Origin of the sequence: Algoriphagus terrigena DSM 22685 (assembly GCF_000429445.1) — a bacterium.
Taxonomy (GTDB): domain Bacteria; phylum Bacteroidota; class Bacteroidia; order Cytophagales; family Cyclobacteriaceae; genus Algoriphagus; species Algoriphagus terrigena.
The window spans coordinates 87,015-102,144 of sequence record NZ_AUBW01000010.1; the positions used below are offsets into that span (position 1 = coordinate 87,015).

Genomic DNA, 15,130 nt, shown 5'->3' on the forward strand with positions numbered 1-15,130 from the left:
TCAAATTTTGGGTTTTAGAAAAAATCAGAGATCCACGTTGATTCCAAACAGCAACTGTCGGGTCATAGGGAAGCTCAGGTTTCCGCCCCGCTCTGGGTCATATCCTCCCAAATCACTCCAAACGAAGTAGTTTTTGGCGGTAGCATAGATGCGCAGTCTCGAGATCGAGAGTTTTTCCAAGATCGTCGCAGGCAGATTGTAGCCCAGCGTGATGTCTCGGACTTTGACAAAAGATCCGTCGGCGTATCGAAGCGTTGAGAAGTAGCGGGAATTTCCGGTACTGGTCCCGGCATTTGGTCGCGGATAGGCATTGGTCGGATTCTCCGGTGTCCAATAGTCCACTCGAGGGCCATTTTCACGGGCATCGATCTTGTAAGATCCATTGGCCTCGCTGATAATCATATTTCCCTGACGGGCAAAAACAAACACACTCAGCTCAAGGCCTTTATAGGAAAATCTGTTATTCACTCCAAGGTTGAACTTTGGCACATTACTACCCAAGATCACCCGATCGTCTGGAGTGATTACACCATCTCCGTCATGGTCACGGACCCGTATTTCGCCCACTTCCTGTTGGTTGGCTTCAGCGAGGTCTTCCTCACCCAATTGCCAGATTCCGATCTTCTCATAATCGAAATAGGATGAAATCGGATAACCTACAAACCAGTTGTTGGCAAGGTCTCTATCGCCTTCTACCAGTTCGACGATTTCTTCACTGTTATGGGTAAAAGTAAAGTCCGAAGTCCAGCTAAATCCCGTTGGCCGATCCAAATTGATGGTGCTTAACAAGACCTCAACGCCTCGGTTTCGGGTTTTGCCTACGTTGTCCCAGGAGCTGGTGAAGCCGGATGTGGCAGGAACCGCACGCTCCATCAGCAGGGCGCTGGTGTTTTGCTCGTACAGATCCAATGTTCCGGAAATCCGGTTGTTGAAAAATCCAAAATCGACACCAAAATTGACGGTGGCTGTCTCCTCCCAGCCCAAATTCGATGCAGCAATCAGGGAAGGGTAGTAGCCGAAAGCTGGTACTTCCGAGGAGCCTTCATCCCATGCATAGGTGCTTTTGCTCAACCCACCGAGGGTCTGATAGGGAGATACAGCAGAATTGCCGGAGACTCCATAGCTCAGTCTAAACTTCAGCTCACTGATGGTCGAGTTGTCGACTAGGAAGCCCTCCTCCTTGGCTATCCAAGATACTGCGGCGGAAGGGAATAAGCCCCACTTATTTTCCTCAGAAAGCACCGAAGACCCATCCGCCCTCAAGACTGCGTTAAAGAGGTATTTATTTTTGAACTTGTAGTTTATCCGGGTAAAGAAAGATGCCAGTGCGCTTTCAGAAAGTGAACTGTTGATCCGGATTCCTTCCTGGGCAGCTCCCAAATTATGAAACAACATGGTAGGAGACAGTAAATCCAGTCCTTCGGCAAAATATTCCTCGCTGGTGTTTGACCAGCTGCTTTGGCCCAAAAGAATCTGAAAATCATGATCACCGGAAGCCTTGCTGTACGTGGCAAAATTCTCCCAAGTCAGCCGGGAAAACATGTTGTTCGTCGCGCGGGCGACGGTCATCCCATCAGCTCCCACGTCTATCGTATTCTGACCCAAAAACACCCCTCTTCTGGAATTGGTATTATCAATTCCCAGGCGGGAGGTAAAGGTGATTGCAGTGGTCGGTCTCCATTCAACGCTAACATTCCCAAAAAATCTACGGTTATTCTCATTGTCCACAAATGCTCCCGGAATCTCATCATTCAGCGGATTCACGGTAGTAGCATCGCCTAATGGAAGAATGACAATATTTCCCTCCTCATCATAGGCTGGACCCAGTGGACTGATTTTATTTGCCCAGTTGAGCGGGTCGCGGCGACGGTCCTGATCCTTGACAGTATACATTACATTGGTAGAGATCTTGAGCTTTTTGGAGGCGTTGTAGTCCACGGCTATCCTACCACTGTAGCGCTCCAGCTCGTCATTCTTGAACAAACTCTTTTCGTCGAAATATTCCATGGAGACATAGTAGGTCACTTTCTCATCGGCACCTGCAACACTCACCTGGTAGTTTTGTTGGGAACCTGTTCCAATCACTTCATTCGCCCAGTCTGAGTAGATTCCATTTCGGAAGTTTTCAAGCTGCTGCGGAACGAAAATATTCCCATCGTCATCGGGGCTGCTCCATTCTCCGACAGTTCTCCGGGATTCCCGTCTGAAGTCTACCCATTCAGGACCGGTCATGATGTAGTCATAGTCATCAAGACTTTGGGTGCTGTAGTAGCTGTTCAAAGAGACTTTTGCTTTTCCTTTAACTCCTCTCTTGGTGGTGATCAGGATAACGCCGTTGGCTCCCAAAGTCCCATAGATCGCAGTCGATGCCGCATCCTTCAGTACCTCGATGGAGGCAATATCATTTGGATTGACGTCCATGGTCGTACCATAGATAATACCATCGACCAACACGAGCGGCTGATTGCTTGCATTCAATGAGCGGTTGCCTCTGAGTCGGATATTCAGTCCGGCACCGGCCTGCCCGCTGGTCTTGGTCAGATCCAATCCCGGCACTTTTCCCTGCATCACTTCGAGCGCATTGGTGACCGGAATAGCAGTGAGGTCCTCATCACGCACCGATACGACTGAGCCGGTCAGGTCAGATTTTTTCACTGTGCCGTAGCCTACGACTACCACTTCGCCGAGGTCCTGCATGTCGAGCTCCATTGCTACATCGATGACGGAGCGATTGTCCACAGGGATTTCCTGAGTGGTAAATCCAATGAATGAAAAAACGAGTGTATTGGACTGTCCTTCCGGTAGGGTAATCTCATACTTTCCGTCGAGATCGCTGGTTGCACCCCGGGTAGTTCCTTTAACCAATACTGTGACACCGGGAAGAGGTGTGCCGTCATCGCCTGAGGTGACTGTCCCAGAAACTGTTCTAGTCTGCGACTGAGCAATCGATTGCACTGTCAGGCAAAAGAAAATACTCCATAGCCACAACATCCGTGGCAGGTTTCTGAATCTGTTGCGAGCGGATGAAACCGTCCCACAAAAGGGTAAATTGTTCATCATATTTCGGGATTTATAGTTAGTTGTTTTTCATTTCTCTCGATACCTATTGAGTACCCCTGTATTCACGAAAGCATTTTTTGCGAGCTTTTACAAAAGACTTCAGTCGATCCCGACTACGGGATTGGAAAGTTCTAGAACCATCCGATCCAAATAGGCTACAAAAGTGGCTTTATCCTTTATTCCTTCCGGTTCTTGTTCCCAAGCAGCTAGAAAGTAATAAGTCAATGCCTTTCCTCCTTCTGGCTTTAAGACCACGACATGGCTTAATTCGTCTTCCGTAATTTCCATCAGTTGATCTGTGGGATAGAGTACAGCAATTCCCAACTGATCGCCAGCCAAACTTTGTGGACCAAACGTGGCGATGTAGCTAAACCGTTGGCTTTGATCGCTGGCAATCAATTCCGCCTTTGAATCCTTGATCAACCCCGTTGCGAGATTGGGCAGAGTCTCTGAAGAGCTCAGCTCCATCTTTGACATCCGAGTACCAGCATGGATGGAGATTTTCGACGCCAGATCTGTCTTCAATCCTCCGATTTGCCAACCATAGTATCGCGTGGTTATCGCCGAATAGATTGAACCGTTTTCAGCGACTTCAGCATATAAACTGTCAGTGATTTCCACACGCTGGGCTTTGCCATCAACCCAGTGGGCAATACTTCCAAGTCCTAGCGTCTTGCCTACCTTTAAGATATCCATTCCCCAGGATGCAGGTTCGTGATAGGAATCAAATCCATCCTGTCCCACTTCCTGTAGGACCGGAGTAGCTACTTTTTTCCCAAAAACATCGATTCCGTTTCTCCAGTCAAGGTAAAACCGGTATCCGACCATGTCAGACTCCCAACCCGGACCTTCGTATCTGATAAACCAAGAGTGGTCGGTATGCTCAGCCGGAACATGAAGGGAATCCACATTCTGGAATTGGCCTCCTATATATTCCCTGTTTTCAAAATGTCCCCCTGTTTTATGAGACAGTTCGGCTTGGGTGCGCTTGGAATAGGTGGGTTGTTCAACAGACGAAACTATCCGCAATTCAATCGTTTCATCCGCTTTTACATTTTCAAGAAGGCAGGTAAGTTGGCGCTCACCTTTGTTGGACAGGAACTGGGATGGAATTTCTTTCTCCCCATTGTAGACTCTAAAGAACATGCCGTCCAAAACAGCTATCCTTTCGCCGGGAATCGTAAAAAGTACAGATTCCCTAGATTCGGAAAGAGGATTTGTGACTTTAATAGTTACCTCCTCAGCAATCGCATCATCCTTTTTGGAAGAGCATGATAGTACCAAGCCAAATAAGACGATCAAATACGCGATATGTGAAAGACTCGACTTTCGCATGAAAACAATACAAGTTAAAGGGTTTATTGATAGGTAAGTTCAAGCAAGTTTAGCGAGTCTCTGTCGGAGTATCGGACCTCATTTGAGCAAACGATTGCATTTTAAAAATAATAATGGAATAAAAAAACATTTTTCTCCAAAAACTAGTCGTTATACTATTAGAAAAGAGTTTTGAAAACATTCTATATTGTCAAATCCCTATTTGGAGAAATTTCATAGAATACCCAGCGGGTATGTTTTTTATTGAAAATAATTATATTGCGCAAACGATTACATCAAACTCATGATGACAAACCCTGTTTTGACCCGGTATTCTACCCATCCGGAGGATTTCAAAAAATACCCCACCCAAGAAATCAGAGAAAAATTCCTGCTGGAGAATATTTTCAAGCCGAACCAGCTTACGGGAGTTTACACGCTCGAAGACCGCCTGATCGTCGGAGGAATCCATCCCACAGACCATTCCGTCAAGCTGGAAACGATCGACCAGCTAAAGGCGGAGTATTTTCTCGAAAGGCGGGAAATCGGGATCATAAACGTAGGTGCGCCGACCCAAATCACCGCTGACGGGGTAGATTACGATCTCGGACACAAGGAAGCTTTGTATATCGGCCAGGGAACCAAAGAGGTGGTCTTTCACCCAAGTACTTCAGGCGCGACCTATCTCTATTTCAATTCTGCTCCCGCACACCGAAACTATCCTACTAAAAAGATCACCACGAAAGAAGCAGACGTCGTGACGCTTGGATCTCTGGAAAACTCCAACCACCGAACCATCTACAAGCTCTTGGTCAATTCCGTCTTGGACACCTGCCAGCTGCAGATGGGCATGACCGAACTGAAGCCGGGATCGGTCTGGAACACCATGCCGAGCCATACCCATGACCGTAGAATGGAGGCTTATTTTTACTTTGATCTCGACGAGCCAAACGCAGTGGCACACTTCATGGGACAACCCAATGAAACCCGTGTGATTTGGATGAAAAACCATCAGGCGATTATCTCTCCACCCTGGTCGATCCACAGCGGTGCCGGCACGTCCAATTACACGTTTATCTGGGGAATGGCCGGAGAAAACATGGACTACGGCGATATGGATGTCGTGAAGGCCAATGAACTGAAATAAGCATGAAACCAAATTTCGACTTATCTGGTAAAGTTGCTCTGGTCACCGGAGCCACTCACGGACTGGGAATGGCAATGGCCAAAGCACTTGCGAGTCAGGGAGCGACCTTGGTCATCAACGGGCATACCCCATCCAAGATGGAGCTCGCGCTGGCAGAATATCAAGCCGCAGGAATCACCGCACATCCCTATCTCTTCAACGTCACGGATGCGCTCACAGTGAACACGGCCATCAGCCAAATCGAACAGGAAATCGGCCCGATCGACATCTTGGTCAACAATGCCGGGATGATTCAAAGGACTCCAGCCATCGAGATGGATCCCCAGGATTTCCGGAAAATTCTTGACATTGATCTGGTCTCGCCTTTTATCATGTCACAGCGGGTTGCACAGTCGATGATAAATCGTCAATCTGGTGGAAAAATCATCAATATTTGCTCCATGATGAGTGAATTGGGTCGAAACACAGTCAGTGCATACGCGGCCGCCAAGGGCGGCCTGAAGATGCTCACCCGAAACCTGGCTACAGAATGGGCAAAACATAATATTCAGGTCAATGGAATCGGCCCCGGCTATTTTGCGACCGAGCAGACAGCTCCGATCCGGGTGGACGGGCATCCTTTCAACGAATTCATCATTAACCGGACGCCGGCAGCAAGATGGGGCAACCCGGAAGATCTGGGCGGTGCTGTGGTCTTTCTGGCCAGTGAAGCGAGTAACTTCGTGAACGGCCAGATCGTCTACGTGGATGGAGGAATCCTTGCCACCATTGGAAAACCAGCAGGGGAATAACCCTAAGCCATTTTTTGCACTGACAATAGCCCAACCTATCTGAAATGAAAAACAACAAAGCCACCATCCATGACATCGCGGCCAAGCTGAACATCACAGCAAGCACGGTGTCAAGGGCTTTAAACAACAATCCGCGGATCTCGGATGAAACCAAAAAGAAGGTACTGAAAGTCGCAAAACAGATCAACTACCAGCCCAATCACATTGCCTCAGCTCTGCGTAGTGGGAAAAGTAAACTGATCGGGGTCATCGTCCCCACCGCCAACCGAAACTTCTTCTCGTCCGTCATCCGTGGAATCGAGGATCTCGCCAACAGTCTCAACTATAAGGTCATCATCTCCCAGTCCTACGACGAATACGACAAAGAAGTCCAAAATATCGAGGCGCTGATCAACGCCCGCGTGGATGGGATCATAGCTTCTTTTGGGAAGATGACTGAGAACTTTGACCATTTTCACAAGGTCATCGAAAAAGGCATTCCTCTGGTGCTATTTGACCGGACAGCTGATGTGCTGGACGTCAGTCATGTGATTCTGGATGATTATTTGGGTGCTTATCAGGCGGTGGACCACTTGATCAAAAACGGCTGTAAAAGGATTGTCCACTTCACCAACGTACAGCGAATCAACATCTACAGAGAAAGAAAAAGAGGCTACGAAGACGCGCTGAAGGCAAATGGGTTGGAAGTCGATCCCGCTCTGATCCTGTATGGCAACATGCAGCTCGAGGATGGCAGAAAGCTGACTGAGGAAATCATCCAAAATAAGGTTGATTTTGACGGAATCTTCTCCTCCGCGGACTATGCTGTCATGGGTGCTTTGCAAGTCCTCAAAGAGCATGGTATCGCAGTCCCAGGACAGGTGAAACTCGCCGGATTCGGCAACGAGCCCTTCACCTCGTTCTCAGATCCGACCATCACCACAGTCGATCAAAAAAGTATCTCCATGGGCAAAATCACCGCTGAGATGTTCTTCGAGATGCTCAATGGCAACACCAACGGACAGGTGGCCGTCGCCAAAAAAACCATCCTGAAGCCTGAGCTGATCATCCGGGATTCTTCGAAGTAAATCCAACAACTTCTGAAATCAAAAATGGCAACTACCCGAAAGCAGTTGCCATTTTTTATTGTAAGCTGTTGGAGAGTTACCTCGCGTAGTTGACTGCGCGCATTTCGCGGATTACGGTGACTTTGATCTGTCCCGGATACTGCATTTCTTTTTCGATCTTTTGGGAAATATCGAAAGAAAGCTGTCCTGCTCGCTGATCGTCGACATTGTCGGCATCGACCAAGATACGCAACTCACGACCCGCCTGCATGGCAAAGCACTTGTTAACTCCGTCAAATCCAAGCGCCAATTCCTCGAGTTCCTTCAGACGCTTCACATAGCTATCCATGATCTCACGACGTGCGCCTGGTCGGGAACCGGAGATCGCATCGGAAGCCTGTATGATCGGCGAGATCATCGAGGTCATCTCGATTTCGTCGTGGTGAGCACCGATGGCATTGCAGATTTCAGGATGTTCCTTGTAGCGTTTAGCCAGCTCCATACCGAGGATGGCGTGAGGCAGTTCCTGTTCTTCAGGCCAGACTTTCCCGATGTCGTGAAGCAAACCTGCACGCTTGGCAAGCTTGGCATTCAGGCCCATCTCAGCCGCCATGGTAGCCGCCAACTTGGCAACTTCTCTGGAGTGCTGCAGGAGGTTTTGACCATAAGAAGACCGGAATCTCATACGACCAACCATCCGGATCAACTCCGGATGAAGACCATGGATTCCCAAGTCAATACAGGTTCGCTCACCGATTTCGACGATTTCCTCTTCGATGTTTTTCTCGGTTTTGGCGACCACTTCCTCGATACGGGCCGGGTGAATTCGTCCATCCTGAACCAATCGGTGAAGAGAAAGTCGTGCTATCTCTCTTCTGACCGGATCAAAGCCCGAAATAATGATCGCTTCAGGTGTGTCATCTACGACGATTTCCACTCCGGTTGCTGCTTCCAGCGCGCGGATATTTCGACCTTCCCGACCAATGATTTTTCCTTTGATGTCGTCGCTTTCGATGTTGAATACGGACACGCAGTTTTCGACCGCATGCTCGGTAGCAGTTCGCTGGATGGTGTCCAACACGATCTTTTTTGCCTGCTTGGTGGCAGTCAGTCGCGCTTCATCGAGTATGTCTTTGATTTGGGAAGAAGCTTTGGTTTGTGCCTCCTCTGTGAGCATGGTCACGATCTGCTCCTTCGCTTCCTCACGGGTCAAACCGGCCACTTTCTCCAGATCGGCGATCCGCTGATTGGTCACCCGGTCGAGTTCTTCCTTCTTGACCTGAACGGAATGAAGCTGGGCGGTCAGATTTTCCTTCTTGCTGTCGAGTTCGGCCTCGCGGCGTTTTACCGCTTCTTGCTCTTTTGCAACCTGCTGCTGAAGTTGCTTGACCTTGTTTTCGTTGGTGATGATGATGTTTTTCTTGTTGTTGGTTTCCTCATCAAACTCCGCCTTCAACTTCAAAAACTTCTCTTTTGCCTCAAGCATCCGGTCTTTCTTGATCGACTCAGCGTTGAGTTCCGCCTCTCTGAGCATGGAACTGACCTTCAGTTTGGTCTCTTCTTCCAGCTTTGCATTTTTATTTTTAATGAAAAATCCCGCCAATGCGGCACCCCCGCCAAGCCCCGCCAGGGCTGCTAGGATGATAAATAGTACGTCTGCCATAGGTGTTTATATAGTTAAACTCCCTCGCGGCTCCGAAAATCCCAGAAACAAATGGACATCAATAATCAAACGGCCCTGGTAAGCAGGGCTGAAATATGGGAAATGCTTTTGCGGATGTGTTCGCTGTCTTCAGCATTGACCTCATTAGTCTCCAGGGACTCCACCATGCAATCAAACGCAACCATGGCAAGCAAATCCTGAACGTCATCCAGACCAAATTCGGCTTTGTATTTCCTCAATTTTTCATTAATCAATTTCCCCGCATGTCTGATTTTAGCCTCGTCTTCAGGCTTGACACGCATAGGATATTCCCTTTCTCCGATTTTCACTCTGATGGCCAGCGTCTCCATTTCTATTCGGAAAGGTATGTGATCAAATGATCGATTTCTTGTATATAATTATTGATTAAGTCACTCATTTCAGTGGCATCCTCTGGATTCACCGGTCGGTTGTCCACAATGTTACTAATTTTAATCTTATTTTTAAAATGATGGATTTCCTGCTCTTTTTGCTGGATTTCTTGCTCTAGAAGCGCCAATCGAACCCTTAGTTGCTCATTATCAGCGCTAATGGACTCCATTTTTTTACCGGCTTGTACCGCCAGCTTCTCCAGTTTTTGCAGTTCCTCGTGAATCATTTTTAGCTTCTAATGATGGCGCCTACCTGATCCTGGAAGGCCTGAATCAATTTACTCATAGTTTTCTCAATTACCTTATCAGTCAATGTATTTTCCTGATCCTGTAAGTGGAAGCTCAAGGCGTAGGCCTTCTTGCCAGCTTCGATCTTGTCGCCCTGATATACATCAAACACGCCGATCTTCTGCACCAGCTTGCCTCCGGCTTTCTCCGCGACAGCTTTGACCTGATCATAAGTCACCGCCTTGTCGATCACCAGGGAGAGATCTCTGCGAACTTCCGGAAACTTGGAGATCTCACTGTATTTCTTCAAGCCTGAGGCTTTCTTAAACAACAGATCCCAATCCAGCTCCGCAAACCACACCTCTTGGCGAACTTCGGCGAGCTTCAGAATCTTTTCATCGACCAAACCGATGCTGCCCAGCACTTTTTCACCCAACTTCAGCTCCAATGCGTAAGCAAAAGGCGCAGACTCCTGGATGGACACTTGGCCGACTTCCACATTCAATCTCTCCAAGATTCGCTCTACTGCCGCATAGATGTCCGAAAATCCAAAGGGCTTCTCCGTCTCAATCCAGCTCTCAGAAGAACGGTTTCCTGAATGGAAAATTGCAAGTCGGCGACCTTCTTTGTAGCCTTCCCCGGTCTTTTGATAGACTGTCCCAAACTCAAAACACTTGAGATCGGTCTGGCGTCGATTGATGTTGTGCGCCAAAACTTCCAGTCCGCTAAAAAGCAGTGTCTGCCGCATCACACCCAAGTCCTCGCTCAACTTGTTGAAGATTTCCACATTCAATACCGGATCAAGATAACCTGATTTCTCCGCGTAAGCCGGCTTGGTCAGGCTGTTGGTGATCAGTTCAAAATAGCCCTGTGCGGCAAGCATCTCCGTCGTTCGATATTGCAGCTTGTTTGGATCTTTGACCGGATGCTCCGCGAGAAAGTCTGTTCGGAGGTTTTCAGAAAGGGTTACTTGGTGAAAGCCGTGGATTCTTAACACCTCCTCGATGATATCCGCTTCGCGGGTCACGTCTACACGGTACGGCTTCGCAATCGCGGTAAAACCTTCCGGCGTTTCGTTGATCACTTTGATCTCCAAGCTTTCCAGAATAGTCTTCACCTCCGCAGGAGCGATTACTTTTCCGATCAATCGATTGATATGCCCATAGGTCACTCCGATCTCAAAATCCGCCACAGGCGCCGGATAGAGGTCAATGATCTCCGAACTTACTTTTGCGCCAGCGATCTCCTGAAGCAAAGCCACCGCTTTCTTCAATGCGTAAACTGGCATATTAGGATCTGTTCCCCGCTCGAAGCGGAAGGAAGCGTCGGTCTTTAGCCCATGAACCTGCGATCCTTTTCGGATCACATCTGGAGAGAAATAGGCCGATTCCAGGAAGATGGAAGTTGTTGAATCACTTACTCCGGAATGATCTCCTCCAAAAACCCCGGCGATACACATGCCACCTTTGGGATCGCTGATCATGAGTTCCTCACCGGAAAGCTTTCTTTCCTTTCCGTCCAAAGTCACAAATGGAGTTCCTTTTGGCAGTTTGCCGACGATGATTTTCCCTTCGGAAATCTTATCCGCATCGAATGCGTGAAGCGGCTGCCCTAGATCATGCAGGATAAAATTGGTGATATCCACCACGTTGTTGATCGGCTCAAGATCGAGGGAGCGCAGGAAGTTTTGAAGCCACTGCGGAGACGGAGCGACCTTAATGTTGGTCAATACTACTCCTGCATATCTTGGGCAATCCACCGCATTTTGAACCTCCACAGAAATAGCTGGGCCGGACTTTTCAACAGTCAGCATACTCTCTTCGGACAGGTTGATCTCTCTGCCCAAAAGTGCTTTCAAATCTCTGGCAACTCCTAAATGCGAGGCCGCGTCCGCTCTGTTGGGAGTCAGCCCGATCTCGAGGATAGAGTCGGTTTCAACTTCAAAATATTCTGCAGCCGGGGTTCCGTTTGGCAGATCTGTATCCAACACCATGATGCCAGCATGGGAAGACCCCAAGCCGATTTCGTCTTCGGCGCAGATCATTCCTTCGGAGGCTTGACCGCGGATCTTGGCTTTTTTAATCTCAAAAGGCTCCCCTTCCGACGGATAAAGTTTAGCTCCTACGGTTGCAACTACGACTTTTTGGCCTTTGGCTACATTGGGAGCGCCGCAGACGATGGAGACAACCGCTGATCCTGTATCCACGGTCGTAACGCTCAGTTTATCGGCGTCGGGATGTTTTTCACAGGTCAAAACCTCACCGATGACTACGCCCTCAAGCCCACCGGGCACGGAAACAAACTCCTCGACTCCTTCCACCTCCAGGCCAGAGCGCGTCAGTAAGGCGCCGATTTCTTCCGGACTTTCGGAAAGCGTGATGTAATGTTTGAGTCTATTGATTGAGATTTTCATTTCGGTAATTTTTACGGGAATTCACTCCCGGATATCAACAAAAAAGGTGCGATGGCACCTTTTCAAATCAGAAGAACAAATTTAGAAGAATTGCAGGAGGGCTTGCCTATTTGGAGTAATTTTTCTCTCCGGCGAGGATCGGGATATCGAGCAGGTTTTCCTTGGGAGGAATCGGGCAGGCAAAATCCGGATTGTAGGCGCAATACGGATTGTAGGCCAGATTAAAATCGATGGTGATGCTGTTTTTGCCATCCTGTCGTACGTTGATGTAGCGTCCGCCGCCGTAGGTTTCCCGTGCGCTGGTCTCGTCGGCAAAAGCCAAAAAGAAGTTTCGCATGTCGGTCTCTTCTTTTGACTGTAGCAGGAGCAGTTTGTTGGTTTTTCCTCCCAGCTCAAATTCCGCGTAGGAATGCTCAATGTACCGCTGCACGGAGCCGTCTGTCAACGGTACTTCCCGTATTGTTTTGTTTTCGATGGGCACCAACCTAGCCTTCACCCTATAGGCCGGATCGATCTCGTAAAAATCCAGTGTTTTGAAATTCCGCTTTTGTTCTTCGGTCAAGGGTGATTCGACGTTGTACCGGATATACTTAAACTGGCGTTCGCGTTCCTTTTCGATTTTCTCCAGATAGGCTTCAGGACTTTCCGCGGCAGTGAACATATAGCCCACTGCGGCCAAAACGACGATCCCGATTGCTATTAAAATTACCTGACTTGATTTCATCTGTTTATAATTGATTTTTTATGGCCAGATAGCCTGTCCCGAACTTGATTCGGGAGAATGCCCTGGATATTCATCCCCATATGTAAAAAGCTTTTCTCATGGGCATTTCATGAATTAGAGTATGCCTTCATCGGCGAAGCTAAAGTAGCCACGATCTGCAAAAATCACATGGTCCAAGACCGGCAAATCCAATTCCCGCCCAACTTTGACCAATCTAGCGGTCAATTTCCTGTCCTGATCCGAGGGGCTGGTACTGCCACTTGGATGATTGTGGACAAGTATCACTGATTGTGCCATGTTCTCGAGGGCGACTTTGAAGACAATCTTGGCATCTACTACCGTTGCGGTCGTTCCCCCTACGCTGAGGAGTTGTTTTTTGATAACAAAATTGGATCTGGACAACAGGATCAGGTAAAAATGCTCCACGATCTCATCATAGAGCTCCGGTCTCATAAAATCGTAGATATCCTTGGAACAGGTGATCTTACTGCGCGCCTGAGGCTCCTGCTCTTTCCGCCGTCTGCCGAGCTCCATCGCTGCTACGATGGATATAGCCTTCGCCTCGCCGATTCCTTTGAACTTCATCAGATCTCTCACGGACATTTTTGCCAAGGCGGCCAGATCGTGACCGGCATCTCGCAGGATCATCCTCGACAGGTCCACTGCGCTCACAGTCGGTGTCCCCGAACCGATCAGGATGGCGATCAATTCGGCATCGGAAAGCGAAGATTTTCCTTTGAGCAATAGTTTTTCCCGAGGGCGATCTTCCTCTGCCAGTTCGGATATTTTGATCGAAGTAGCCTGACTCATAAGCAGTTCTTGAAAAAATGTAACTAAAACTACTTATAAAAATGTAATAAAAAAACCCTGCTTTTGGGCAGGGTTTTTAGAAAGAAAGTCTTGCAGATATTAAGCTATAGCACTTACGAACTTAGCCAATCTTGATTTCTTGTTGTTAGCGTTGTTTTTGTGAATTACATTCTTCTTCGCCAATTTGTCCAGCATAGAAACAACCTTCTTGTAAAGCTCCATCGCTTCCACTTTGTCAGTTGCAGCTTTCAATCTTTTGATGAAAGTTCTAGTGGTTTTAGCTTGATATCTGTTTCTCAAACGCTTCGATTCGTTGGCACGAATTCTCTTAAGAGCTGATTTGTGATTTGCCATATCTCGTTTTTAAATAAATTCTTTACGTTCCCCTATTCCGAATTGGAGTGCAAAGTTATTGTAAATAATTAATTCTGCCAAAGGAATTTCAAACATTCCTTGCTGTCAATACTTTTTCCAAATCAGAATATTTGGCTTTGGTGTTAAAACAGGCTGCAAATATAGCCTTTTTCTACTTCGAAAAGATAAATGTTTTGGCTATTTTCATGAATGAGATTTTTTATGATTTGGGCATTCCCCATTCTTTTTTGGTCCCAACCTGATGCGCCTTGGGGATTCTATGCCCATTCGCTTATCAATCGGCAGGCTGTATTTTCCCTTCCTCCTGAGATGATCCGCTTTTACAAGCCTCATATTGAGTTAATTACCGAAAAAGCAGTCAATCCCGATAAACGGAGATACGCGGTAGAGGGTGAAGCTGAAAAACATTTCATCGATCTGGATAACTATGGAGACAGCGCTCTTTTGATTTTGCCAAAATACTGGCCGGAAGCCGTCGAGAAAATTTCCGAAGATTCCCTCCGGGCAAATGGAATTGGCCCTTGGTCGGCCTACCTGACGATGCTCAGCCTGACCAAAGCTTTTGAAGAAAAGAACTCTGCCGCCATTCTCAGACTTTCCGCAGACCTCGGGCATTATCTCGGAGATCTCAATGTTCCGCTTCACACCACCAAGAATTACAACGGTCAGTTGACGGGGCAAGAAGGAATTCATGGCTTTTGGGAAAGTAGAGTGCCGGAGTTGATGGCTACCGATTATTCTCTTTGGGTGGGAAAGGCAGAATATGTGGAAAAGCCCCAACTCGCGATTTGGGAGGCGGTTGCAGATGCTCACTCCCAGGTAGACAGCGTGCTAGCGATAGAAAAGCAACTGACAGAAGACTTTGCAGAGGATCAGAAATACAGCTACGAGGAGCGAAACAAGTTGACCGTTCGGGTTTACTCTAGGGAATTTACCGAAGCCTTCGCGCTCGCGCTGGATCATCAGATCGAGCGGCAGATGAAGCGGTCTATCAAGATGATTGCGGACTTCTGGTACACAGCTTGGATCAACGCCGGCCAACCGGACTTGACTTTGCTGGATCAGGCAATTTCCGATGAAGACGAAAAAACAACTCCAGACGCCAAAATCAAAGTCAGAAGTCATGATAATGAGTAGGAAGCGACCATG

The 15,130-nt window shown here is 47.9% G+C and carries 13 protein-coding genes; 4 read left to right on the top strand and 9 right to left on the bottom strand.

Annotation, left to right across the window (positions count from 1 at the left end; translation table 11 throughout):
* Window positions 1-24: 24 nt before the first annotated feature.
* Window positions 25-2,991: a SusC/RagA family TonB-linked outer membrane protein gene (locus G459_RS0110570; RefSeq protein WP_026967632.1), complete on the bottom strand. Its 2,967-nt coding sequence runs from the start codon at window positions 2,989-2,991 to the stop codon at window positions 25-27.
* 168 nt (window positions 2,992-3,159) lie between these two features.
* Complete coding sequence (locus G459_RS27230) at window positions 3,160-4,395, bottom strand: DUF4861 domain-containing protein (RefSeq protein ID WP_035455659.1); 1,236 nt, start codon at window positions 4,393-4,395, stop codon at window positions 3,160-3,162.
* Window positions 4,396-4,681: 286 nt separating this feature from the next.
* On the opposite strand from G459_RS27230, the gene kduI reads away from it, so the two are divergent.
* From kduI to G459_RS0110590, 3 genes are read left to right on the top strand one after another with little or no spacing between them, the layout of a single operon-like run.
* Window positions 4,682-5,521 carry a 5-dehydro-4-deoxy-D-glucuronate isomerase gene (kduI, locus tag G459_RS0110580; protein ID WP_026967633.1) on the top strand — a complete coding sequence of 280 codons (840 nt, stop codon included), beginning with the start codon at window positions 4,682-4,684 and terminating at the stop codon, window positions 5,519-5,521.
* 2 nt (window positions 5,522-5,523) lie between these two features.
* On the top strand, window positions 5,524-6,312 hold the full coding sequence (locus tag G459_RS0110585; RefSeq protein ID WP_026967634.1) for a gluconate 5-dehydrogenase: 789 nt from the start codon (window positions 5,524-5,526) through the stop codon (window positions 6,310-6,312).
* A 44-nt stretch (window positions 6,313-6,356) separates the two neighbouring features.
* Window positions 6,357-7,379: a LacI family DNA-binding transcriptional regulator gene (locus G459_RS0110590; protein WP_026967635.1), complete on the top strand. Its 1,023-nt coding sequence runs from the start codon at window positions 6,357-6,359 to the stop codon at window positions 7,377-7,379.
* Window positions 7,380-7,455: 76 nt separating this feature from the next.
* Here the strand turns inward: G459_RS0110590 and rny are convergent, their stop codons facing one another.
* The 7 genes from rny to rpsT all read right to left on the bottom strand — a co-directional run bounded on the left by rny (window position 7,456) and on the right by rpsT (window position 13,960).
* Entirely contained in the window at window positions 7,456-9,021 is a 1,566-nt protein-coding gene (gene rny, locus G459_RS0110595) for a ribonuclease Y (protein ID WP_026967636.1), read from the bottom strand.
* A gap of 65 nt (window positions 9,022-9,086) precedes the next feature.
* Window positions 9,087-9,371 (bottom strand): cell division protein ZapA, encoded by a 285-nt coding sequence (locus G459_RS0110600; protein ID WP_026967637.1) that lies wholly within the window; start codon window positions 9,369-9,371, stop codon window positions 9,087-9,089.
* Between the two features lie 2 nt (window positions 9,372-9,373).
* Window positions 9,374-9,658 carry a hypothetical protein gene (locus G459_RS0110605; protein ID WP_026967638.1) on the bottom strand — a complete coding sequence of 95 codons (285 nt, stop codon included), beginning with the start codon at window positions 9,656-9,658 and terminating at the stop codon, window positions 9,374-9,376.
* A gap of 2 nt (window positions 9,659-9,660) precedes the next feature.
* The gene (gene pheT, locus G459_RS0110610) at window positions 9,661-12,072 is read right to left on the bottom strand and encodes a phenylalanine--tRNA ligase subunit beta (protein ID WP_026967639.1); all 2,412 of its coding nucleotides are present in this window, start codon (window positions 12,070-12,072) and stop codon (window positions 9,661-9,663) included.
* Between the two features lie 106 nt (window positions 12,073-12,178).
* A complete protein-coding gene (locus G459_RS0110615) occupies window positions 12,179-12,796 on the bottom strand; it encodes a DUF1684 domain-containing protein (RefSeq protein ID WP_026967640.1) in 618 nt (205 codons plus the stop codon).
* A gap of 114 nt (window positions 12,797-12,910) precedes the next feature.
* On the bottom strand, window positions 12,911-13,606 hold the full coding sequence (gene radC / locus G459_RS0110620) for a RadC family protein (protein ID WP_026967641.1): 696 nt from the start codon (window positions 13,604-13,606) through the stop codon (window positions 12,911-12,913).
* A 99-nt stretch (window positions 13,607-13,705) separates the two neighbouring features.
* A complete protein-coding gene (gene rpsT, locus G459_RS0110625) occupies window positions 13,706-13,960 on the bottom strand; it encodes a 30S ribosomal protein S20 (RefSeq protein WP_026967642.1) in 255 nt (84 codons plus the stop codon).
* Window positions 13,961-14,170: 210 nt separating this feature from the next.
* Between rpsT and G459_RS0110630 the strand changes: the two genes are divergently transcribed.
* Window positions 14,171-15,118, top strand: a complete 948-nt coding sequence (locus G459_RS0110630) for a zinc dependent phospholipase C family protein (RefSeq protein ID WP_026967643.1) — start codon at window positions 14,171-14,173, stop codon at window positions 15,116-15,118.
* Window positions 15,119-15,130 lie beyond the last annotated feature (12 nt).